Source organism: Herbaspirillum sp. GW821-FHT09A12, assembly GCF_059418325.1.
This window is the reverse complement of the sequence record NZ_JBWKPR010000004.1, coordinates 86,589-109,103: the sequence shown is the minus strand read 5'-3', so window position 1 is coordinate 109,103 and position 22,515 is coordinate 86,589. Positions and strand designations below refer to the sequence as shown.

The following is a 22,515-nucleotide window of genomic DNA, read 5'->3' as shown; positions in this document are numbered from 1 at the left end:
TATGGCAAATAACCAAAAACTCGAGCTAACTTGGATTGGGAAGGAAAAGCGCCCTAAGCTGGAGCCGCGCATATTGCTCGAAGATCCCGAGAAGTCTTATCATGCCAAGCAGCGCGTTTCGGAGAACGACATTTTCGACAACCGGTTGATCTTTGGTGACAACTTGTTGGCGCTTAAGGCGCTGGAGCAGGAATTTTCGGGAAAAGTCAAGTGCGTCTACATCGATCCGCCGTTCAATACCCAGCAGGCCTTTGAGCACTATGACGATGGCTACGAGCACTCCATCTGGCTTGGGTTGATTCGGGATCGAGCAGAAGCACTCCGGCGATTGATGTCGGATGATGGATCACTTTTTGTCCATATTGATGACAACGAGCTTGGTTACCTGATTGTGTTGCTTGATGAGGTCTTTGGCCGCGCCAATCGAATCGGCATCGTTACGTTCAAACAAAGCTCCGCGTCAGGCCCTAAGGCAATTAACCCAGGGTTAGTCACCACAAACAACTACCTGCTTTATTATGCAAAAGACAAAAGTGTGTGGTCGCCCAATCGGGTATTCGTTCCAGGCCCCCGTGACGATCGCTATTCAAAGTTCATTGAAAACTATGAGGATGGATATGGCGATTGGAGACTAATCGGTTTGCGTGAAGCATTCCTTAGAAGTAGTAGGTTGGATTCATGGGATGCCGCCAAGGCGAAGTTCGCAGACAAACTTGAGATAAAACTCTCTGATTTTGTTGTGTCGAATGCCCACCGAGTCGTTCGCACTGCGCGTGTTGCGCCCAAAGATGTGAATGAATCAGCTAGGGAAGCGCTGTCAAAATCAAACTCCGACAGCACGCAGGTTTTCTGTTCCCCTCGAGATGGAAAGGACGATTATTATTTCCTTAGTGGCGAGCAATTGGTCTTTTACAAAAATAAGACTCGCAATATCGACGGTACTACTTGCACAGCATCCCCGCTCACGAATCTATGGGACGATCTGCTATCGAACAATCTTCACAACGAGGGTGGAGTCTCTTTCCCAAATGGCAAGAAGCCGGAAGCATTGATCAAACGGTGCATCGAGCTTTCAACACAACCGGGAGACATTGTTCTCGACTCATTCTCGGGCTCCGGCACCACCGGGGCTGTTGCTCACAAGATGGGCCGCCACTGGATCATGTTGGAGTTAGGCGATCACTGCCAAACTCACATCATTCCTCGTCTGCAAGCCATCATCGATGGAAATGACCAAAGTGGTATTTCGAAAGCAGTTGGGTGGCAAGGGGGCGGTGGCTTCCGCTACTACCGTCTCGCCCCCAGCTTGATCGTGGAGGATCGCTGGGGCAATCCGGTTATTAACCCGGAGTACAACGCAGCACAATTGGCTGAGGCCTTGTGCAAGCTGGAAGGTTTTACCTATGCGCCGTCGGAAACCCGCTGGTGGCAGCAGGGGCATTCCAGTGAACGGGACTTTCTCTACGTCACTACCCAGAACCTGTCTGTCGCCCAGTTGCAGGCCTTGTCGGATGAAGTGGGCACAGAGCAAAGTCTGCTGGTGTGCTGCGCGGCCTTCCACGGTATCAGCACAACGGCGGCCGCTGTGCGCTGGCCGAACCTGACGCTGAAGAAGATTCCGAAGATGGTGCTGGCCCGCTGCGAATGGGGCCATGACGACTACAGCCTGAATGTGGCGAACTTACCTTTGGCAGAGCCATCGCCGCGAGTACCTGCAGCGAAGACGGCCAAGTCCGGCAAAAAACCAGGCGATAGCCGGACGACGGACCTGTTTGGCGATGGGGAGGACGCCTGATGACGAAGAAGTCAGCGTCTCTAGTTCGCTCCTCGACAGCGGAATACCTGACCTTTGTCGCGGCTAGCGGCCAGGGCGGTGTCGATGCGGTGTATGCCGATGAAAACGTCTGGATCAGCCAGAAGATGATGGCGCAACTTTACGATGTGGAAACGCCCACCATCAATTACCACCTGAAAAAAGTGTTTTCCGATAGTGAGTTGCAAGAAGATGCAGTTATTAGAAATTTTCGAATAACTGCCGCCGATGGTAAGAGCTACGACACCAAGCACTACAACTTGGCCGCCATTATCGCTGTAGGCTACAAGGTCAATTCCGAGCGTGCGGTGCAGTTCCGCAAGTGGGCCACCGGCATCGTCGAGGAATTCGCCATCAAGGGTTACACGATGGACGATGAGCGCCTGAAAAGCGGCGGCTCCGTCTTGACGGAACAGTACTTCGAAGAACAGCTCCAGCGCGTGCGCGAGATACGCCTGTCGGAGCGAAAGTTTTACCAGAAAATCACCGATATCTATGCCACCGCTATCGACTACGATGTAACGGCGCAGGCCACCAAGCGCTTTTTCGCCTCCGTGCAGAACAAGCTGCATTGGGCGATTCACGGGCAGACGGCCGCAGAAGTCGTATACACCCGAGCCGATGCCGAAAAGACCAACATGGGTCTGACGACCTGGAAAGACGCGCCCCGGGGGAAGATCCAGAAGTTCGATGTGGTGCTCGCCAAGAATTACCTGAGCGAACACGAAATGGCGCAACTCACCCGCCTAGTCTCCGCCTATTTGGACGTGGCCGAGGACATGGCGTTGCGCAAGATCCCCATGACCATGCAGGACTGGGAAATACGCTTGAACCGCTTTCTGGAGGCGACAGACCGCAAAGTTCTGCAAGACGCGGGGAAAGTGACGGCGGAAATTGCCAAGGCACACGCCGAAAGCGAATTCGAAAAGTACCGCATCGTGCAGGACAGGTTGTTCGAGAGCGATTTTGACCGGATGTTGAGGCAGCTTGAGGTTGATCACCCCAGCCAGGGCAGCGACCAGAACAAGAATGAGGGGAAAGCATGAGTTCGCGTGTTCAGAATCACGTCGCTGGCCGCCTGTCGCTGCGGCCGCCACAAGCCGAATCCCTGGCACGGCTGGTACGCGCTCTGGAAGCCGCACCTGAAATGCTGGGCAAGTATAGAGACGTTGCCTCGATCCTGGCGACCCTGAAAGCCGAATTTCCGACGCTGGAAGACTTCGAGCGGGACTTCCCTTCGCTGTGCTTCGCTTTGGCCACCGGGGTCGGCAAAACGCGCTTGATGGGAGCTTTTGTCGCCTACCTGCATCTGGAACACGGCATCAATAATTTCTTCGTGCTGGCTCCGAACCTCACCATCTACAACAAGCTGATTGCCGATTTCACGCCGAACACGCCCAAGTACGTGTTCAAGGGCATCGGGGAGTTCGCCATCAACGCGCCCAGGGTCATCACGGGCGACAACTACGACCAGCAGAACGTCACGGGTGGCGAGTTGTTCGGCGAGGTACGGATCAACATCTTCAATATCTCCAAGATCAATTCCGAGGTGCGCGGCGGCAAGGAGCCACGCATCAAGCGCATGCGCGAGGTGCTGGGCGAAAGCTACTTCAACCACTTGGCCAATCTGCCGGATCTGGTGTTGTTGATGGACGAATCACACCGCTATCGTGCCCAGGCCGGTATGCGGGCAATCAACGAACTGAATCCGCTGTTCGGGTTGGAGGTGACGGCCACGCCCTTTGTGGAGTCCGCCAAGGCCCCGATACCTTTCAAGAATGTGGTGATGGACTATCCCTTGGCACGCGCCATGGAAGATGGTTTCGTCAAAGAGCCGGCCGTCGTCACCCAGCGCAACTTCAAGGCCAGCAACCACGCTGCGGAAGAGATCGAGAAGATCAAGCTGGAGGACGGCGTTCGCTTGCACGAAGCCACAAAGGTCGAGCTATTGACCTATGCCCGGGAGAGCGGCGTCAAGGTTGTAAAACCCTTCATCCTGGTGATCGCGCGCGATACGACGCATGCAGGGCAGTTGAAGGCATTGATCGAGTCCTCGGCGTTCTTTGACGCGCGCTACCAGGGCAAGGTCATCCAGGTGGACTCTAGCCGCACCGGTGCCGAAGAAGAGAGGATGATCGAGGTGCTGCTGAATGTGGAGAACCCGGAGGAGCCCACCGAGATCGTCATCCACGTCAACATGCTCAAGGAAGGCTGGGACGTCACCAACCTCTACACCATCGTGCCGCTGCGTGCCGCCAATGCACGTACGCTGATCGAGCAATCCATCGGGCGTGGCCTGCGCTTGCCTTATGGCAAGCGTACGGGAGTGGGGGCGGTGGATCGCCTCAACATCGTGGCGCACGACAAGTTCCAGGAGATTCTCGACGAGGCCAACCGTGGCGACTCGCCGATCCGTCTCAAGCAGGTGATCCTGGAAGCCCCCAGCAGCGAGGATAATAAGGTCAGCGTTCAAGTGCTGCCCAATCTGTTGACCCGCTTGGGACTGCAAGATGAGCATGCGCCACATGTCCCGCCTGCGTTGGAGACGGTGGATGCAGGTACTGAGGCTGGTGGCGAACAAGTCAGAACACAGACTCAGCCGGTCTTTACGACCGAAGCAGAATTCAAGGCGGCCTACGTCGTGCGAGAGGTCCTCGCCACCTACGAGGTGAAGCGTGACTTGGCGCCGACCAGTGCGGCATTGCTGAAGCCGGAGATCCAGCAAGAGATTCTGGCAGAAGTGGAAAAACGTCTGAAACCCCAACAGAGGCAATTGCTGCAAGGAGCTGACGACCAGGCGCCAGCGCTGGATCTGTCCGCCGTCGTGGCCAAGACCACTGAAATTTTGGTTCAGCAGACCATTGACATTCCGCGTATCGCCGTTGTGCCTACCGGCGAAGTCACCACGGGCTTTCATCCGTTCCGGCTGGGGACCTTGCCCAACTTCCAGCCAGGGCAGCGTGAGATCGTCGGCCAGACATTGCGTACCAGCGAGCAATTCACTCTGAGTCGTGAAAGTGGCCTGCGGGAGAATCGCTTTGAAGATTACATCGTCAAGAAGCTGATCGACTTCGACGACATCGACTACTTCACTCAGGCCGACTTGCTCTACGACCTCGCCGGACATGCCGTTGAGCATTACCAGCAACAGAACTATTCGGACAGTGAACTGCACGAGATTTTCGATACCTATGGCAAGGAACTCGCCCGCCTGATTCGCGCCCAGATGATGGAGCATTTCTGGGAGAAAGCGGCGGGCTACGAGGTGCAGGTCAGCCGGGGCTTCACTGAGTTGAAGCCATGCAGCTACACCGCTACGGAGGGGCAGACTGCCCATAACCTGAGGGAAACCGTTACGGAAACCAGTCGCATCAAGCAGATGCTGTTTGGTGGATTCATCCGTTGCTTGTACCCACTGCAGAAGTTCGACTCGGACACCGAACGACGTTTTGCCTTGCTGCTGGAACGTGACGCCCTCAAATGGTTCAAACCCGCCAAGGGCCAGTTTCAGATCTACTACAAGCTGGGCAGCGAACAGCCGGAATACATTCCCGACTTCGTAGCAGAGTTGGATGGAATGATCCTGATAGTCGAAACCAAAGCGCGCGTCGATCTGGCTTCCGTTGAAGTCCAGGCCAAGAGCGCTGCCGCCTCTCGTTGGTGTCGGCACGCAAGTGAACATGCGGCTGAAGTCGGCAGCAAGCCCTGGCGCTACCTGGTGGTTCCTCACGATGAAGTCACTGAAGACAAGCGGCTGTCCGATTATCTACGGTATGAAGTCAAGGACGCTGCGGAAGGAGGTAGCCCAGCCTGAGTTCAAGCTTCGGACGTCATCGCCCCAAGTAGATTGCGGTGATCGACGTCCGTTCGTGCCCAAGTTCCTGGCTGATCCTTTGCCGTGCTTGCAAGTCTTGCAACTGCTGATTGGCGGACAGCATTTCCTGCTTCGGATCACCGTTTGCGCTAGCCATAAATGCTTTGCTCGCTCACGCCATGACGTTTGGCTACTTCTGCATCGGCAAGTAATGCAGAAGCACGCTGACAAAGCGCTGATGGACGTAACAAGAAGTTGCCATCGGCATGTAAACGCTTGATGAACTGATAAAACTTCGCAGCGGATGTTACAGCGTGTAAAAACGATAGTGGCGCCGGAGGGAGATGGATATTCTGAAGTTCCTCCCCCTCCAATTCATCACCCCTGAGAATTGGATTTAGCCCGCGCACCGCAAGGTACGCGGGCTTTTTTACGTCCATGTCCGCGGCTTTGTACGCGGCCCGGGATGGTTCGCAGGTTCCATGCACCCGCTTTCATTGGCGCATTGCAGGGCTCGTCAGCAGGAATGGCGCGCCGCTGCTAAGATGCATTTTTTTCACGACTCATCCACAGGAGTGCGCATGTCTTCCAATCCACGTTTGGCCGATTACCCCATCGATCCGCATTTCATCAACCGCTGGTCGCCGCGCGCCTACACCGGCGCCGATATCTCGGAAGAAACCGTGCTGACCTTCCTCGAGGCCGCACGCTGGGCGCCCTCGGCCTACAATGCGCAACCCTGGCGTTTCGTTTATGCCCGTCGCGGCACACCTGCCTGGGACAGCCTGCTGGGCTTGCTCAATGAATTCAACCGCAGCTGGGCCGAGAAGGCCTCGGTGCTGATCGTGGTTCTGTCGCGCACCGTGATGGTCCCGCCGGGCGCCACCGAGGCGGTGCCGGCGCCGACCCATTCGTTCGACGCTGGCGCGGCCTGGGGCTACATGGCGCTGCAGGCCAGCATTTCCGGTTGGCATGCGCACGGCATGGCCGGTTTCGACAAGGAAAAGGCCCGCGTGGAACTGAACGTGCCGCCCGAATACGCGGTGGAAGCCGCCATCGCCATCGGCAAGCTGGGCGACAAATCCATCCTGCCCGAAGGCCTGCAAGCCCGCGAATTGCCCAGCCCGCGCGAGCCGCTCGCCAAGCTGGCGTTTGAAGGCAAATTCAAGGCGTAAATAATTTTGGCGAAAGCGCGACAAAACGCTGGATTTTCTGAAATACCTCTTATAGAATAGCGGTCTTTCAGCGAGAACCAACAGCTGAAGACGGTTTTAGGAGTGGTAGTTCAGTTGGTTAGAATACCGGCCTGTCACGCCGGGGGTCGCGGGTTCGAGCCCCGTCCGCTCCGCCAGATAAAAACGCCCGCGTAAGCGGGCGTTTTTACGTTTACGCTTTGATTCGCGTAGCGAATCTTCCGATTGGAAGCGGAGTGGAGCAAGCCGCCTGCGCGGCTTGCGGCGGGGCGAGAAGGGAATCGCTTGCAAGCGATTCCGCGGCCTGCAGCATGTAGGAGAGCCCCGTCCGCTCCGCCACATAAAAGGGTCTGCTCATCGAGCAGGCCCTTTTTGTTTTTGCCGTCCGGATTCCCGCTGCGAATCGTCATCCCGGAAGCGGCGCCGGCAAATCGTCCGCCCCATCCGCCACCAGCGCAATCCACTCCCGGAACGCCTTGATTCCCCTGGCGCCCGCATCTCCCCGCCGATAGCACAGGAAGTGCATCTCCCGTCGTATCGGCTTGAACTTGCCGGCCCCGGCCACCACCAGCTCCCCGCGCGCCAGTTCGGCCTCGGCGAAGCGCGCCGTCTCCAGCGCCACGCCCAGGCCGTCCACCGCGGCGGCCACTGCCAGCGAACCGCGGTCGAAGGAGGGATGGGCACGCGGCGGCAGGCGGATATCGTGCAGGTCGAACCAATCCTTCCAGCGCACCGGATTGAGTTTGGATTCGATCAGCGTCAATTGCAGCAGGTCTGACGCCTGCTGCACCGGGTGGCGCTCCAGCAGGCGCGGCGAGCACAAGGGGAGCGTGGCTTCGCTGCCCAGCGCTTCCACCGCCACGCCTTCGCGATGTGGCGGCGGGCCATAGGCGATGTCGATGTCGGCGCCGCCATCGCGCGCCAGGTCAGCCGGTTCGGCGCTGGAAGACAGCTGCAGAGTAATGCCGGGATGCGCCTGCATGAACTGCGCCAGCCGCGGGCTGAGCCATTTGCTGGCGAAGCTGGGGGCGCAATGCACCGCCAGCACACTGCGGCCATCGCCCGGGCGGAAGGCCGCGCAGGCATCTTCGATGGCGTCGAAGGCCGGAGACAGCTTGTTTTGCAGCAGCTGGCCTTCCATGGTCAGGGTCACGCGTCGCGTCTGGCGGATAAAGAGGACCTTGCCGCACCATTGTTCCAGCGCCCGCACCTGGTGGCTGATGGCGGAAGTGGTCAGGTGCAGCTCTTCGGCGGCCAGCGTGAAACTGCCCAGGCGGGCGGCAGCCTCGAAGGCGCGCAGCGAAAAGAAAGACGGGAGCTTGCGCATCGGCAATGAAGGTATGGTTGAGCCTGATTCAACAATCGGTGAAAACCCCTCTTTTGTCAACGCCGGCGGCAGCTGCCACCATGGGCCTTCACAACCAGAACATCTGAGGAGACCCCATGCTGGACAGCGTCAAACGCACCTCCGTCTACCAGCCCGAGCAGCTGGGACTGAAATTTCCCGACATCCCCGATTTCAAGAGCCATGAAGAGCAGCGCTTGCACCTGAAAAAGCGCCTGGTCGCCGCCTGCCGCGCCTTCGCGCAGCAGGGCTTCGATTACGGCTTCGCCGGCCACCTGACCATCCGCGATCCGGAGCATCCGCACCTGTACTGGACCAACCCGATGGCGGTGCATTTCGCCCAGGTGCGCCTGTCCAATCTGATCCTGGTCGATCACGAGGGCCGCGTGGTGGAGGGCGATTATGCGGTCAACCGCGCCGGCTTCGTGCTGCATGCAGCCGTGCACGAGGCGCATCCCGAGATTGTGGCGATGTGCCATGCCCATACCGAATACGGCACCGCGTTTTCAGCGCTGGGCCAGCCGCTGTTGCCGATCAGCCAGGACGCCGCGGCCTTCTATGAAGACCATGTGGTGATCGGCGACGAGGCCGGCCAGGTGGCGGTCGAGGTCAAGGCCGGGCATCGCGTGGCGAACGCTTTTGCCGGCGTGAAGGCGGCGATCCACCAGAACCACGGCTTGCTGACCGCCAGCCGCCACAGCATCGAATCGGCGGCGTTCTGGTTCATCGCGCTGGAGCGCTGCTGCAAGCAGCAACTGCTGATTTCCGCCAGCGGCCAGGCGCCCCGGCTGGTGCCGCCGGAGAAGGCGCGCTACAGCCGCGAACACGTCGGCAGCGACTACATCGGCTGGCTGCATTTCCAGCCCATCTACGAGCATCTGGCGGCGACGCAGCCGGACATGTTCACCTGAAGGCGCGAAAAAAAACCGATGCATCGCAAGATGCATCGGTTGTGACGTGCCGCAGAAGATCAGCCCTTGGCTTTGTTGCCGCTCAGTTGCTCCACCACCTGGCGCGGCGCCTCCGCGTAGTGCTTGAACTCCATCGAGTAGGTCGCGCGGCCCTGGGTCAGCGAGCGCAGCGTGGTCGAGTAGCCGAACATTTCCGACAGCGGCACCTCGGCGCGCACCAGCTTGCCGCCGCCCACCATGTCTTCCATGCCCTGCACCATGCCGCGCCGCGACGACAGGTCGCCCATCACGTTGCCCATGAATTCCTCGGGCGTTTCCACCTCGACTTGCATCATCGGCTCCAGCAGCATGGGGCCGGCGCGCTTCATCGCTTCCTTGAAGGCGATCGAGCCGGCCATGCGGAAGGCGTTCTCGTTGGAATCGACGTCGTGATAGGAGCCGAAGGTCAGCGTGGCCTTCACGTCCACCACCGGGTAACCCGCCAGCACGCCAGCCTTGAGCGACTCCTGGATACCCTTGTCGACCGCCGGGATGAATTCGCGCGGCACCACGCCGCCCTTGATCGCATCGACGAACTCATACCCTTTGCCGGACGGCTGCGGTTCCAGCTTCAGCACCACATGGCCGTACTGGCCGCGTCCGCCGGACTGCTTGACGAACTTGCCTTCGACATCCTCCACCGCCTTGCGGATCGCTTCGCGGTAGGCCACCTGCGGCTTGCCGACGGTGGCTTCCACGCCGAACTCGCGCCGCATGCGGTCGACCAGGATCTCCAGGTGCAGCTCGCCCATGCCTGACATGATGGTCTGGCCCGACTCCTCGTCGGTATGCACGCGGAACGAGGGATCCTCCTGCGCCAGGCGGCTCAGGGCGACGCCCATCTTTTCCTGGTCGGCCTTGGTCTTTGGTTCCACCGCCTGCGAAATCACCGGTTCCGGGAACACCATGCGTTCCAGGATGATCGGGTGCTCCGGATCCGACAGCGTGTCGCCGGTGGTCACGTCCTTCAGGCCGACCGCGGCGGCGATATCGCCGGCGAACACTTCCTTGATCTCCTTGCGCTCGTTGGCATGCATCTGCAGGATGCGGCCCAGGCGTTCCTTCCGGCCCTTGAGCGGGTTGTACACGGTGTCGCCCGAATTGACGATGCCCGAGTAGACGCGGAAGAAGGTCAGCTGGCCCACGAACGGGTCGGTCATGATCTTGAAGGCCAGCGCCGAGAACGGTTCATCGTCGGACGGATGGCGTTCGATTTCCGAGTCGTCTTCGGCATGGCCGGCGATCGCCGGCACATCGATGGGCGAGGGCAGGTAGTCGATCACCGCATCCAGCATGGCCTGCACGCCCTTGTTCTTGAAGGCGCTGCCGGCCAGCATCGGCACGATCTCGTTGGCCACGGTGCGCAGGCGCAAGCCGTGCCTGATGTCGTCCTCGGTCAGCGGCGTGCCGGAGAGGTATTTCTCCAGCAATTCCTCGCTGGCCTCGGCGGCCTGCTCGACCATGTTGTCGCGCCATTGGCGCGCGCTGGCTTCCAGTTCGGCCGGAATGTCCTGGTACTTGAACAGCACGCCCTGGCTGGCCTCGTCCCAGATGATGGCCTTCATCTTGACCAGGTCGACCACGCCGGAGAAATGGTCTTCGGCGCCGACCGGGATCTGGATGGGAACGGCACGGCCCTTGAGGCGCTCCTCGATCTGGCGCTGCACGCGGAAAAAGTCGGCGCCGACGCGGTCCATCTTGTTGACGAAGGCAATGCGCGGCACCTTGTACTTGTTGGCCTGGCGCCAGACGGTCTCGGATTGCGGCTGCACGCCGCCCACCGAGTCGTACACCATCACGGCGCCGTCCAGCACGCGCATCGAGCGTTCGACCTCGATGGTGAAGTCGACGTGGCCCGGCGTGTCGATGATGTTGATGCGGTGCTCGGGATAATTGCCGGCCATGCCTTTCCAGAAGGCGGTGGTGGCGGCCGAGGTAATGGTGATGCCGCGTTCCTGTTCCTGCTCCATCCAGTCCATGGTGGCAGCACCGTTATGCACTTCGCCGATCTTGTGGTTGACGCCGGTATAAAAAAGGATGCGCTCGGTGGTCGTGGTCTTGCCTGCGTCGATGTGGGCGCTGATACCGATGTTGCGGTAGTTTTCTATTCGGGTCTTGCGGCTCATGGCATATCCTTTCAGTGGGTGCCGTCATTCCTCAGTCTGTTGCGTGGATGGTGATGAAATGATTTGTCGTTGATTGCAAGGGCGCCTTTTTTTCTCAGGGCCGGCGCCCGTCTTGTTGGCGGCAGGGCAAGTATTGCATCCCCCGTTGCGCCATTCCCGCCACATTTCTGTAACGAGGATTAGATAATAGGAACCTGCGGGAGTTTCTTCAAGAGCAATCTCTGTTATTTTTGTAATGCAGATTAAAATAAACTACACTGCGCACTGCGGGGATTACCGCAACAGAAACAAGGCAACCGGGCAATAAAGGAACACCGATGATACGAACACGCGGCCGTCCCCGCAGTTTTGACCGCGAGCAGGCGCTGCAGCAGGCCATGCAGGTCTTTTGGAGCAAGGGGTACGAAGGCACCACCATGGCCGACCTGACCGAGGCGATCGGCGTCAAGGCGCCCAGCCTGTACGCGGCTTTCGGCGACAAGAACGCATTGTTCCGCGAGGCGGTGGATTTCTATTCGCGCACCGTCAGCGCCGGCCCTTTGCGTCAATTGCAGGCCGGCAACGGCATTTACGAAGACTTGTACGCGATGCTGCGCGCCAGCGTCCAGATGTACTCAGGCAAGGGCAGCGCGCCGGGTTTGCCGGTGGGCAGGGGATGCATGGTGGTGATCTCGGCCATCAACTGTGCTCCCGAGAACGCAGAACACAGTGACGCGCTTTCGCAACGCCGCCACAAGCGCCGCAACGAAATCCGCGCGCGCCTGCAGCAGGCGCAGCGCGACGGCGAGATCCGTGCCGATGCCGACGTCACGGCACTGGGCGACTTCTACACCAGCTTTCTGAACGGCATGGCGCTGGGCGCGCGCGACGGCGTCTCCAACGCGCGGCTGGCGGCGACCTTGCGGCATGCGATGCTGCCGCTGGAGAGCGTGCTGGTCGAGCGCAAGGGCGAGGCCGTTCCGGTCCGGCGCAAGGTGGCCAAGCGGGCGGCCTGAAGCGGGCGCCTGAGTATGTGCCGCGTAGCGCGGGCAAAGAAAAAGGGAGCAATCATTGCTCCCTTTTTCATTGGATGGATGCTTTTGCAACGGCCGCTTACGCCGCCTGCGCCAGCGTCCCGTCGTTTTCCTTCAACTGGCCGCCCAGCGCTTCCACCAGCGATGCCAGCAGCTTGGACAGCTCGCCGGTCATCAGCATGAAATCGCCGTCGAAGCGCTCATCCTCGTTCTTGCCGGTGAAGTCGGCATCTTCCTTCAACACGTCCAGCGGCGCGATGCGCTTGACCGACAGGTTCTCGGTCAGCACGAAGGACACCTTGTCGGCCCAGGTCAGCGCCAGGCGCGTGCATTGCTTGCCTGATTCGATGTGGCGGCGCACGTCTTCAGGATCCAGCGTGTGGCGCACATAGCGTACGGTGGCCTTGCTTTCCGCGGTGGAACGCAGCTCGGTATCCTGGTCCACGGTGAAGCCGTTGGGCGCTTCGTCGCTGGCTAGCCAGTTGGTCATGGCGGCCGCCGGCGACATGGCGGTGCGCAGGGTTTCCAGCGGGAACTTGGGGATCGCCTTGAACAGCAGCTTCAACACTTCCTCGGCCTTGCCGGGGCTGCCGGCATCGACCAGCAGCCAGCCGTTGACCGGATCGATCCAGACCCAGGTGCTGCGCACGATGGAAAAAGCGCGCGGCAGCAGCTCGTCGGTGACCTGCTCCTTCAATTCCTTGGTTTGCTTGCGGCCCGGCGGAAAACCTTGCTGTTCTTCCAGCTCGGCCGCGCGCGCCTTGGTGACCTGGTTGATCACGGTCGAGGGCAGCAGTTTCTTTTCGGTGGAGAGTTGCAACAGCAACTGGCGGTTCACGACATGCACCAGCTTCTCGTTGTTGCGGGGCGAGACCCAGCCCTGGCTCTGCATTTCGATGCTGGAGCAGGCGGTGAATGCCTGTGGGGCGAGATGGGATTCGAGCTCGTCGGCGGTGATCGCCCATGGTGCGGGCAGGCGATAAATCTGGAGGTTCTTAAACCACATAACGTTCCGGGCAAAAGCAACCATTCTACACGCCTGATTCCTGCCGGGCGATGTCGGATTGTCCACGTTGGATGATTAAACCGTGGCGCCGGGCCGTTTCAGGAGAAGGGCAGTTCGCCTTGCGCCGGGCGCGGCTGCGCGGGCTGCTCGTCCCGGCGCGACAAGGCGCCCACGCGCACGCCCAGGAGCCGCAGTTTCTTTTCCAGCGGCACGCGGCGCAGGCATTCGCCGGCCGCCTGGCGGATGGTGGCGGCATCGCCGGTCGGTGCCGGCAGCGTGACATCGCGCGTGACGCCCCGGAAGTCCGCGTACTTGAGCTTGATGCCGATGGTGCGCCCGACATAGCCCTTGCGCTTCAGGTCGTCGGCCAGGCGCAGGCACAGCGCGGTGAAGATTTCCGAGAGCCGGACGCGGTCGGCGCGCGCATGCAGGTCGCGCTCGAAGGTGGTCTCGCGGCTGATCGACTTGGGTTCCGAATAGGTCTGCACCGGCCGCTCGTCGATACCCTGCGCGACGCGCCCCAGCCATTCCGAATAGCTGCGGCCGAAGTGCGCGCGCAGCAGTTCCGGCGGCGCCTGCGCCAGGTCGGCCACGGTCTTGATGCCGAGCGCGGCCAGCTTGGCGGCGGCCTTGGGGCCGATGCCGTTGATCTTGCGCGCGGCCAGCGGCCAGATGCGGCGTTCAATGTCGTCGCGGGTGAGGATGGTGAGCCCGTCGGGTTTGTCCAGTTCGGACGAGATCTTGGCCAGCATCTTGTTCGGGGCCACGCCGATGGAGCAGGTCAGCGAAGTGGCGGCATGCACCGCCTGCTTGATGCGGCGGGCGACTTGTTCCACTTCGTCGTGCCAGTCCGACAGGTCGACGTAGATCTCGTCGATGCCGCGGTCCTCGATCTGCGGCGCGATGCCGGCCACCGCCTCCTTGAACAGGCGCGAATACTTGCGGTAGGCCTCGAAGTCGGTCGGCAGCAGGATGGCGTCCGGCGCCAGTTGCGCCGCCTTCATGATGCCCATCGCCGAGAACACGCCCAGCGCCCGCGCCTCGTAGGTGGAGGTGGTGACCACGCCGCGTCCGGCGTAGTCGCGCATGCGGAAATATTGGCGGCTGCCGTCGGGCAGTTCGACCGGCCTGGTGGCCGCGCCGCCGCCGATCACCACCGGCTGGCCACGCAGCTCGGGATAACGCAGCAGCTCCACCGAGGCATAGAAGGCATCCATGTCGATGTGGGCGATGCGGCGATCGGATGGCATGGCGAAGGGAAGGATGGGGCGGCCGGATGCCGCCCGCGGATCAGTAGTGGGGCGGCTTCTCGTTGGCCGCGGCGCGGTCCTGGCTGGTGTCGGCCAGTTCCTTGAAGCGCTTGGCCAGTGCGCCCAGCAGCATTTCCAGTTCGTCGATCTTCTTTTGCTGGCGGTAAACGGTCTGGTTGAGTTCGTCGACCAGGTGTTCCTGGTGCGCCAGCTTCGTTTCAATATCGATGATGCGTTCTTCGCTGCTCACGTCAGTGGCTCCTCTTGCTGCGCTTGGGTGGACAGCCAGTGTAATACACCGGCGCCGGCGGCGTGGCCGGTGGCGAAGCAGGCGGTCAGCAGGTAGCCGCCGGTGGGCGCTTCCCAGTCCAGCATCTCGCCGGCGCAGAAGACGCCGGGCAGGGCGCGCAGCATCAGCGCGTCGTCCAGCGCTTCGAAGCTGACGCCGCCTGCGCTGCTGATGGCTTCCTCGATCGGGCGCGGACGCGTCGGCGCCAGCGGCAACGCCTTGATGGCGCGCGCCAGTCTGGCGGTGTCGGCGAAGTCTTCCTTGCTGACGCATTCGCGCAGCAGGCCGGCCTTGACGCCCTTGAGATGCAAACGGCTTTGCAGGTGGCTGGACATGGAGCGCGCGCCGCGCGGGTGGGCCAGTTCGGCCTGCACCTTTTCCAGCGTCCAGTCGGGCAACAGGTCAAGGTACAGGTGCGCCTGGCCGTTGGCGGCGATGGCGTCGCGCAGGCTGGCCGACAAGGCGTAGACCAGGCTGCCTTCGATGCCGTGGGCGGTGACGATGAACTCGCCGCGGCGGTTGAGCATGCCGCCATTGGGCCGTGCCACGCTGGCCACCACCGGCTTGACCGGCGCGCCGGCGAAGCGGGCGCGGAAGTGTTCGCTCCAGGCCAGGTCGAAGCCGCAATTGGCCGGCTGCAGCGGCGCCACTGCGACTTGCCTTTGTTGCAGCAGCGGCGCCCAGGCGCCGTCCGACCCCAGGCGCGGCCAGCTGCCGCCGCCCAGGGCCAGCACCACGGCATCGGCCTGCGCGTTGATTTCGCCGGCGGGCGCCGACAGGCGCAGCGAACCGTCTTCGTTCCAGCCCAGCCAACGATGCCGCATGTGGAAGCGCACGCCCGACTCGCGCAGGCGATGCAGCCATGCGCGCAGCAGCGGCGCCGCTTTCATCTCAAGCGGGAACACACGGCCGGAGCTGCCGACGAAGGTATCGATGCCCAGCGCATGGATCCAGGCGCGCAGGAGCTCCGAATCGAAGCGGCGGATGAAGGGCGCCAGTTGTTCGCGGCGGTTGCCGTAGCGCGGCAGGAAGTCCGGCTGCGGCTCGGAATGCGTGATGTTCATGCCGCCGATGCCGGCCAGCAGGAACTTGCGGCCGGCCGAAGGCATCGCGTCGTAGACGTCGACCGCGGCGCCTTGCTGCGCCAGCACTTCAGCCGCCATCAGGCCGGCCGGGCCGGCGCCGATCACGGCCACGCGCGCGCGGCCGGGAGAAAGGAAAGGTAAATTGTGCATGCTTGTTCCAGGCGCGCTGGTCGCGCCGGTTGGCGGTTCAGCGGCGGTGCGGCGCGCTGTACTTGTGTTCCAGGCGGGCCACGACCAGCGCCAGGCAAATGGTCATGGCGAAGTAGATCACGGAAATGGTGATGTAGGGTTCCCAATAGCGCGCATAAGTGCCGGCCACGGTACGCGCGGCATAGGCCAGCTCGGCCAGGCCGATGGCCGAGACCAGCGAGGAATCCTTGAGCAGGGTGATGGCTTCGTTGCCCAGCGGCGGCAGCATGCGGCGAAACGCCTGCGGCAGCACCACGTAGCGCATGGTCAGGCCATAGTTCATGCCCAGGCTGGCGGCGGCGTAGGATTGGCCGCGTTCGATGGACTGGATGCCGGCGCGGAAGATTTCGGAGATATAGGCGCCGGCATTGAGCGAGAGCGCCACCGTGCCCGACAGGAAGGCGCCGTAGTCCTGCTTGATGACGCGCGCCAGGTCGCCGGAAATGAGCAGCCCGTGTTCCTGGTGCACCAGCACCGGCATCACCGCGAAGTGGATCAGCATGATCTGCACGAACAGCGGGGTGCCGCGGAAGAAGGCGACGTAGAAACCTGCGATCCAGCGGCCCAGCTTCAGCGGCCACTTCCAGCCGCCGTGGCGCACTTCCGACAGGCGCAGCATGCCCACCATGAGGCCGATCAGGGTGCCGATCACGATACTGATCAGCGACACCTGCAGCGTCATCAGGACGCCCTTGGCGAACAGCGGCGCATAGCCTTGGATGATGCTCCAGCGGAAATCCATGTCGGACTCGATTGGTGGGTCAGAAAAACACGACGGCGGCATGCCGCCGCCGTCGACGGGTCATGCCTTGCTTACTTGCCGAAATACTGGGCGCTGATGGCGGCGAAGCTGCCGTCGGCCTTCATCTCGGCCAGGGCCTGGTTGACCTTGGCCAGCAGTTCCGGGTCATCGCGGCGCACGGCGATGCCGTAGTCTTCCTTCGGGAAGGTGGGATCGCTGACGGTGCGCAGCTTGCTGTTGGGGTTGTTGGCGATGTAGTTCTTCACCACCGGTTCGTCGGCCACGACGGCATCGACGCCGCCGCTTTCCAGTTCCTTCAGTGCCAGCGGGGTCGATTCGAAGCGCTTGATCCTGGCGTTGTTCTTGCCCAGCACCTGCTGTACCAGCTCGTCGCCGGAGGTGCCGCTCTGGGTGCCCACGACCAGCGTCTTCAGGTCATCCATTTTGGTGACCTTGGTGTCATTGGCCAGGACGGCGATGGCCTGGGTCGCCACGAAGTACGGGTCGGAAAAATTGACCGACTTCTTGCGTTCGTCGGTGATGGTGATGGCCGAGATCAGCAGGTCGAGGTCGCCCTGGGCCAGGGAGTTGAAGATGCTTTCGAACGGGGTCGGCACGAACTTCACTTCGATGCCGATCTTCTTGGCCAGCACCTTCATCACGTCGATGTCGAAGCCGACCACGGTCTTCTGTTCGTTTTCCGCCGAGAACGGCGCATAGGCCGATTCCACGCCGACCAGGTAGACGCGCGGCTGGGCCGAGGCTTGCGGCGCGGCGGCCTGCTCTTCTTGCTTGCCGCAAGCGGCCAGTCCCAGCATGCCGATGAAGCCGGCGGTCAGCGCCAGTGCGCGCGCACGGCGGAAAAACATGTTGTTCATCTTCAAAACCTTATTCGAATGTCGGTATGTGCCGGGCGTTATTTTCTTGCTAAAAGGAAACGTCCGGATTTTTTTGCAGGCGAGATTGTAAACCGCGATAGCGCCGGCGATGGGCAATGACGGGCAAAAAGCATGGTCCCTTGCCCTGAAAACCACGTTTTCCCGGTTCTTCACGCGTAAATGTTGTGCGTCCGGAAACCTGCGAACCTGTTCAGGCCGGGTCCGGCGTGGGCCGCGGTTTGGCCAGCAATGCCTTGAGGTTGGCCAGGCGCGCCTGCGGCGTGATCTTTTCCGACTCCTGCGGCACCGCTTCGCCTTCGTCCAGGCGCATCTCCTTGACGAAGCGCGAGATCTGGCACTCGATGATTTCCTTGGCGCGCTTGCGGCGTTTGCACCACGACAGGTGCAGTGAGCGCTGGGCGCGCGTGATGCCCACGTACATCAGGCGGCGCTCTTCTTCCACCCGCGCGGCGGCTTCCTCGGGCGGGGTGTCGGGGTCGCCCTTGTGCGGCAGGATGCCTTCTTCCACGCCGACCAGGAACACATGCGGAAACTCCAGGCCCTTGGAGGCGTGCAGGGTGGACATGCGTACCGCGTCCTGTTCCTCGTCCTTGCCCTCGAGCATGCTCATCAGCGCCACCATCTGCGTGATTTCGAGCAGGTTCTTTTCTTCGCCGTCGCGGTCGCGTCCGCCGCAGGCGCGTTCCTTGAGCCAGTTGGTGAAGTCCAGCACGTTCTGCCAGCGGGCCTGGGCGGCGCGCTCTTCGAACGAGTCGTAGAGGTAGAACTCGTAGTTGATGGCCTCCATCATGTCGTCCAGCACCTTGGCGGCATTCTCGCCGCTGCCGGAGGGGCCGGGCCGGGTGGCGCGCGGCTCCATGGCATTGATGAAATCGCAGAACTTGCGCAGCGGCAGCAACTGGCGGTCGGTCAGCTTGTCTTCCAGGCCGCCCTTGTAGACCGCTTCGAACAGCGAGCACTGCCACTGGCCGGCCAGCGTGCCCAGCACTTCCAGCGTGGCCTGGCCGACCCCGCGGCGCGGCGTGGTGACGGCGCGGATGAAGGCCGGGTCGTCGTCCTGGTTGGCGATCAGGCGCAGGTAGGCAATGATGTCCTTGATCTCGGCGCGGTCGAAGTAGCTCTGGCCGCCTGACATCACGTAGGGGATGCGCTCGCGCCGCAGCGCCTTCTCGAAGATGCGCGCCTGGTGGTTGCCGCGATACAGGATGGCGTAATCGGAAAACTTGGCGTGGCGCTCGAAGCGGTGCGCCGACAGCGAGATCGCCACCTGGTCGGCCTCGGCTTCCTCGTCGTCCATGGCCATGACCTTGACCGGGTCGCCCAGGCCGTGTTCCGACCACAGGGTCTTGTCGAACAGCTTGGGATTGTTGGAGATGACCGCGTTGGCCGCCTGCAGGATGCGGGTGCTGGAGCGGTAATTCTGTTCCAGCTTGATCAGGTGCAGGTTGGGGAAATCCACCCCCAGCAGCTTCAGGTTCTCGATGGTGGCGCCGCGCCAGGCATAGATGGCCTGGTCGTCGTCGCCCACGGCGGTAAACATCGGTTTCTTGCCCACCCCGGTGACCAGCAGCTTCACCAGTTCGTACTGGCAGGTGTTGGTGTCCTGGTATTCGTCGATGAGCAGGTAGCGCAGCTTGCGCTGCCAGCGGTCGCGCACTTGCTCGTTGGCCTGGAACAGTTCCACCGGCAGGCGGATCAGGTCGTCGAAGTCGACGGCCTGGTAGGCCTTGAGCGTGGCGACATAACTGCGGAAGATGCGCGCCGCTTGCGCCTCGTCTTCGGTGCGCGCGTTTTTCAGCGCGACTTCGGGATCGACCAGGCCGTTCTTCCACAGCGAGATGCTGTTCTGGATGCCGCGGATGATGCCCTTGTCGGTGGTCACCGCCAGTTCTTGCACCAGGGCAAAGCAATCGTCGCTGTCCATGATTGAAAAGCGGTCCTTCAACCCCAGATGCTGGGACTCCTGGCGCAGGATCTTCACGCCCAGCGAGTGGAAGGTCGACACGGTCAGGTGCTTGGCCTGCTTCGGATCCTTGAGCAGCTTGGCGATGCGTTCCTGCATTTCCAGCGCGGCCTTGTTGGTGAAGGTCAGCGCCGCGATGTTTTTGGATTCGTAGCCGCAGTTCTCGATCAGGTGGGCGATCTTCTGCGTGATCACGCGCGTCTTGCCCGACCCGGCGCCGGCCAGCACCAGGCAGGGCCCGGTCATGTAATGGACAGCTTCGCTTTGAGGCTTGTTCAGGCCGAAGGAGGGGGCGGACATACGGATCGTGGTGGGCGGGGAAACGGGCCATTGTATCAGTCCCGATGTTCGCGCCCGATGTGGGACAATGCCGCAAACCGACAAACGGAAAACTATCAGCGTTCTAGAAGCATAGCCATGAAATTCAACCACCTCATCCAGATCAACGATCCGCTCAACCCGCTGATCGATCCCCTGACGCGCGAGCAGCTGTGGCGCGGCCTGGTCATGCGCGCGGAGGCGCCCAGGCTGTTCATGCCGCACCTGGATGACTGCCGCCTGAGCGACAAGAGCATGGATAACGTGCGCCGCGAGTTGCGCTATGGCGAGCTGGTGATCCATGACCGCGTGACTTACCTGCCGCAGATCCAGGTGCTCTACGAAGTGCCGGCCCAGGGCGAGATACCGCCGTCGCGCATGAGCATGACCATCGAAGAGCCCCAGCCCGGCTTGCTGTTCGTGCGTTTTGAATACGACGACGGCCATCCCGAGGATAAGGACGGCGCCGAAGCCTTCTATAACCAATTCCGCCGTTCGGCCTACGAAGAGGCCGATATCGACACCATCCGCATCATCCGCGAATTGACGGTGGACGGCAGCTTGCACTGAGGCGAGGTTTCAGGCCGGCAACGGCAGTCGCAAAAAAGTGCCGGTGTCAAGTCTTTCGTGCCAATCACGCAAGGCTTGAAACCGTATATGGGACAGTAGGTTAGCTCTTTTTCAGGCCACTTTGCAGAAGCTTGGCCGCGTGGACTAGGAGCCACATAAGAGCGTTGGGAGAGAAAGCCGCATCGCACTGTGTCGTGCGGGATTGCCGAGGAACCGCGGGCTTGTCTTGTCATCATAGCCCAAGCGACTCTTGGCAGCATCCAGAATGAAGAACGCGCAGCCTTGGGCTGCGCGTTCGATGGATGTCGCTGGATGGTGAGCCGAGCCATTATGTCGGCCTCGGTGGCGCGTTCCGCGTCGCGGTGCCCTTCTTGAATCCTCGATCCCCTGCCATGAACGCCTCCAGCATGTGCGGGATCAACTTCTCGGCATCGACTGCCTCGCCGTAAGTCTGCGCGTGCAGCGCGGCGTAGCGGTCGAGATCGGCCTTCAAGCGGGCCGGACAGGCAAAGGTCAGCTTGACGCTCTCGGTCTTGGGCAGCGGCCCGAGCCGCAGTTTCTTCGTGTTCATTGCGAAGCCCCCCGATTGAAGAACAGCGGTTGGTACGCCCGCAACACCAAGTCGCGGTTCACGATGATGCGAACCGGCAGCCCCGGCCGCGCTGTCAGCGTCGGCTGGATGTTCATATTGCGCCGGGTCATCTCCTGGCCCACGTGGTTGATGCTGTCCTGGGCGCTATCGCGCCCGGCGATGACGATGCGGTTGCCATCCTGCCGGTTCTCCGGCGCGGCCAGCTCGGCGCCCACGCCCAGTAACGTCGTCAGCGCCGCCCCGGCGAAGATGCGGCCCCAGTGCCGATCCACCTCATCCTCCAGCCCGGCATAGCCTGCTGGATCGGTGCCCACCAGGTTGTCCAGCGTCAGCGATGACGTATCGGGCAGGATGATGCGGTTCCACACCATCTGCACCCGGCTCTGCCCGTAGCTGACCTGGCTGTTGTACCGGCCGAGAATGCGTGAACCCTGCGGGATCAGCAAGAACTTGCCAGTGGCCGTGTCATAGACCGGCTCCGTCACAGTGGCGATCACGTCGCCCGGCAGGTCGGACTTGATGCCAGTCACCAGCGCGCCAGCGATCACGGTTCCGGCCATGACCTGATACGGCGAGGCAGGCATTTGCAGATGGCCGGAATTACGGGTTTCCGTAGAACCGCCTTTCAGGAAAGCCTCTTTCTGGTCTTGCCGGTTCTGCACAGCGGTCGGGCCGGACGGCTGGGCTGCCGTCGAGGCCGGCCCGGCCGCCAGCGGGTCGAAGCCCGCCAAGGTGTTGCCAGGCGCAGTCGCTGCAACTTGTGCTGGGGCCGACACACCGGCCTTGCCCGGACTGCCCGAGCGGAAAAACACCGACGAGGCCGCCGCGGCATCGGCCTCCTTGCGCCGCGCATCCTCCGGGTCGTGGCCCGGCGGCGCATAGGCCGGCGTCACGGGCTGCTGCGACTTCACGATGGCCGGGCCGAGATCGCCCGGCAGCGGCGGTCCGAGCTCCGGCACCTTCGCCGGCAGCTTGGAATAGTCCGAAGGCAGGCCGTCCAGCCCTTCGGACTTCGAGACGCGATCCACGTTGTACAGCTCGGTCTGCTCGCCCGCGCCGCGCCGATGCGGCTGCAATGACCAGATCGTGGCCCCGAGCACGGCGACCGACAGGCCGCCGGTGAGGATGGCCAGCGTGCGCCGGTTCAACCGAGTCACGGGGCGTGGCTGCGCGCGCAGCGCCACCGCCTCGGGCGCGATCTTTCCTGCCTGCGGCGCGGCGAAGTCGGGGGTATCGTCCTGGCTCATGGTCAATTCCTCCGCGTGCCGTCCGTGCGCTCGATCCGCACCACGTTGCCCTTGTCCCTGCCCAGGCGCAGTTCGGCCGCGCCAAACAGCCGATCCACGATGTAGTACGGT

The 22,515-nt window shown here is 61.9% G+C and carries 19 protein-coding genes and 1 tRNA gene; 8 read left to right on the top strand and 12 right to left on the bottom strand.

The features are described 5' to 3' along the window. Position 1: 1 nt before the first annotated feature. From AC07N6_RS12680 to AC07N6_RS12670, 3 genes are read left to right on the top strand one after another with little or no spacing between them, the layout of a single operon-like run. On the top strand, positions 2-1,795 hold the full coding sequence (locus AC07N6_RS12680) for a site-specific DNA-methyltransferase (RefSeq protein WP_494781623.1): 1,794 nt from the start codon (positions 2-4) through the stop codon (positions 1,793-1,795). Then, positions 1,795-2,859 (top strand): virulence RhuM family protein, encoded by a 1,065-nt coding sequence (locus AC07N6_RS12675; RefSeq protein WP_494781624.1) that lies wholly within the window; start codon positions 1,795-1,797, stop codon positions 2,857-2,859. The genes AC07N6_RS12680 and AC07N6_RS12675 overlap by 1 nt, the downstream gene beginning before the upstream one ends. Further along, on the top strand, positions 2,856-5,627 hold the full coding sequence (locus tag AC07N6_RS12670) for a DEAD/DEAH box helicase family protein (protein WP_494781625.1): 2,772 nt from the start codon (positions 2,856-2,858) through the stop codon (positions 5,625-5,627). Before AC07N6_RS12675 ends, AC07N6_RS12670 begins: the two co-directional genes overlap by 4 nt. 149 nt (positions 5,628-5,776) lie before the next feature. On the opposite strand, the gene AC07N6_RS12665 is transcribed toward AC07N6_RS12670, so the two are convergent. Next, on the bottom strand, positions 5,777-6,067 hold the full coding sequence (locus AC07N6_RS12665; protein WP_494781626.1) for a hypothetical protein: 291 nt from the start codon (positions 6,065-6,067) through the stop codon (positions 5,777-5,779). A 141-nt stretch (positions 6,068-6,208) separates the two neighbouring features. On the opposite strand from AC07N6_RS12665, the gene AC07N6_RS12660 reads away from it, so the two are divergent. Continuing rightward, positions 6,209-6,802: a nitroreductase family protein gene (locus AC07N6_RS12660; RefSeq protein ID WP_494781627.1), complete on the top strand. Its 594-nt coding sequence runs from the start codon at positions 6,209-6,211 to the stop codon at positions 6,800-6,802. Between the two features lie 99 nt (positions 6,803-6,901). Continuing rightward, positions 6,902-6,978: transfer RNA gene (locus tag AC07N6_RS12655), tRNA-Asp, on the top strand. Between the two features lie 248 nt (positions 6,979-7,226). Here AC07N6_RS12655 and AC07N6_RS12650 read toward each other — a convergent pair. Further along, on the bottom strand, positions 7,227-8,147 hold the full coding sequence (locus AC07N6_RS12650) for a LysR substrate-binding domain-containing protein (RefSeq protein ID WP_494781628.1): 921 nt from the start codon (positions 8,145-8,147) through the stop codon (positions 7,227-7,229). Positions 8,148-8,263: 116 nt separating this feature from the next. On the opposite strand from AC07N6_RS12650, the gene AC07N6_RS12645 reads away from it, so the two are divergent. Further along, on the top strand, positions 8,264-9,076 hold the full coding sequence (locus AC07N6_RS12645; protein ID WP_494781629.1) for a class II aldolase/adducin family protein: 813 nt from the start codon (positions 8,264-8,266) through the stop codon (positions 9,074-9,076). Between the two features lie 59 nt (positions 9,077-9,135). On the opposite strand, the gene fusA is transcribed toward AC07N6_RS12645, so the two are convergent. Further along, a complete protein-coding gene (fusA, locus tag AC07N6_RS12640) occupies positions 9,136-11,241 on the bottom strand; it encodes an elongation factor G (protein ID WP_494781630.1) in 2,106 nt (701 codons plus the stop codon). Positions 11,242-11,558: 317 nt separating this feature from the next. Here fusA and AC07N6_RS12635 point away from each other — a divergent pair, with 317 nt between their 5' ends. Beyond that, positions 11,559-12,236: a TetR/AcrR family transcriptional regulator gene (locus AC07N6_RS12635; RefSeq protein ID WP_494781631.1), complete on the top strand. Its 678-nt coding sequence runs from the start codon at positions 11,559-11,561 to the stop codon at positions 12,234-12,236. Positions 12,237-12,333: 97 nt separating this feature from the next. Here AC07N6_RS12635 and AC07N6_RS12630 read toward each other — a convergent pair whose 3' ends face one another. From AC07N6_RS12630 to AC07N6_RS12600, 7 genes are all read right to left on the bottom strand, one after another. After that, complete coding sequence (locus AC07N6_RS12630; protein ID WP_494781632.1) at positions 12,334-13,260, bottom strand: recombination-associated protein RdgC; 927 nt, start codon at positions 13,258-13,260, stop codon at positions 12,334-12,336. A 98-nt stretch (positions 13,261-13,358) separates the two neighbouring features. Next, positions 13,359-14,510 (bottom strand): Y-family DNA polymerase, encoded by a 1,152-nt coding sequence (locus AC07N6_RS12625; RefSeq protein ID WP_494781633.1) that lies wholly within the window; start codon positions 14,508-14,510, stop codon positions 13,359-13,361. 40 nt (positions 14,511-14,550) lie between these two features. Next, on the bottom strand, positions 14,551-14,760 hold the full coding sequence (locus AC07N6_RS12620; protein WP_494781634.1) for a SlyX family protein: 210 nt from the start codon (positions 14,758-14,760) through the stop codon (positions 14,551-14,553). Continuing rightward, positions 14,757-16,034: a TIGR03862 family flavoprotein gene (locus AC07N6_RS12615; RefSeq protein WP_494781635.1), complete on the bottom strand. Its 1,278-nt coding sequence runs from the start codon at positions 16,032-16,034 to the stop codon at positions 14,757-14,759. The genes AC07N6_RS12620 and AC07N6_RS12615 overlap by 4 nt, the downstream gene beginning before the upstream one ends. A gap of 37 nt (positions 16,035-16,071) precedes the next feature. Continuing rightward, positions 16,072-16,815 (bottom strand): amino acid ABC transporter permease, encoded by a 744-nt coding sequence (locus AC07N6_RS12610; RefSeq protein ID WP_494781636.1) that lies wholly within the window; start codon positions 16,813-16,815, stop codon positions 16,072-16,074. A 71-nt stretch (positions 16,816-16,886) separates the two neighbouring features. Then, on the bottom strand, positions 16,887-17,693 hold the full coding sequence (locus tag AC07N6_RS12605; RefSeq protein ID WP_494781637.1) for a basic amino acid ABC transporter substrate-binding protein: 807 nt from the start codon (positions 17,691-17,693) through the stop codon (positions 16,887-16,889). A 211-nt stretch (positions 17,694-17,904) separates the two neighbouring features. Further along, complete coding sequence (locus AC07N6_RS12600) at positions 17,905-19,977, bottom strand: UvrD-helicase domain-containing protein (protein WP_494781638.1); 2,073 nt, start codon at positions 19,975-19,977, stop codon at positions 17,905-17,907. Positions 19,978-20,094: 117 nt separating this feature from the next. Here AC07N6_RS12600 and AC07N6_RS12595 point away from each other — a divergent pair, with 117 nt between their 5' ends. After that, on the top strand, positions 20,095-20,565 hold the full coding sequence (locus AC07N6_RS12595; RefSeq protein ID WP_494781639.1) for an SRPBCC family protein: 471 nt from the start codon (positions 20,095-20,097) through the stop codon (positions 20,563-20,565). 328 nt (positions 20,566-20,893) lie between these two features. Here the strand turns inward: AC07N6_RS12595 and AC07N6_RS12590 are convergent, their stop codons facing one another. Both AC07N6_RS12590 and AC07N6_RS12585 read right to left on the bottom strand, forming a co-directional pair. Continuing rightward, positions 20,894-21,136, bottom strand: a complete 243-nt coding sequence (locus AC07N6_RS12590; RefSeq protein ID WP_494781640.1) for a DUF2274 domain-containing protein — start codon at positions 21,134-21,136, stop codon at positions 20,894-20,896. After that, entirely contained in the window at positions 21,133-22,404 is a 1,272-nt protein-coding gene (locus AC07N6_RS12585; RefSeq protein WP_494781641.1) for a TraB/TrbI/VirB10 family type IV secretion system protein, read from the bottom strand. The genes AC07N6_RS12590 and AC07N6_RS12585 overlap by 4 nt, the downstream gene beginning before the upstream one ends. Positions 22,405-22,515 lie beyond the last annotated feature (111 nt).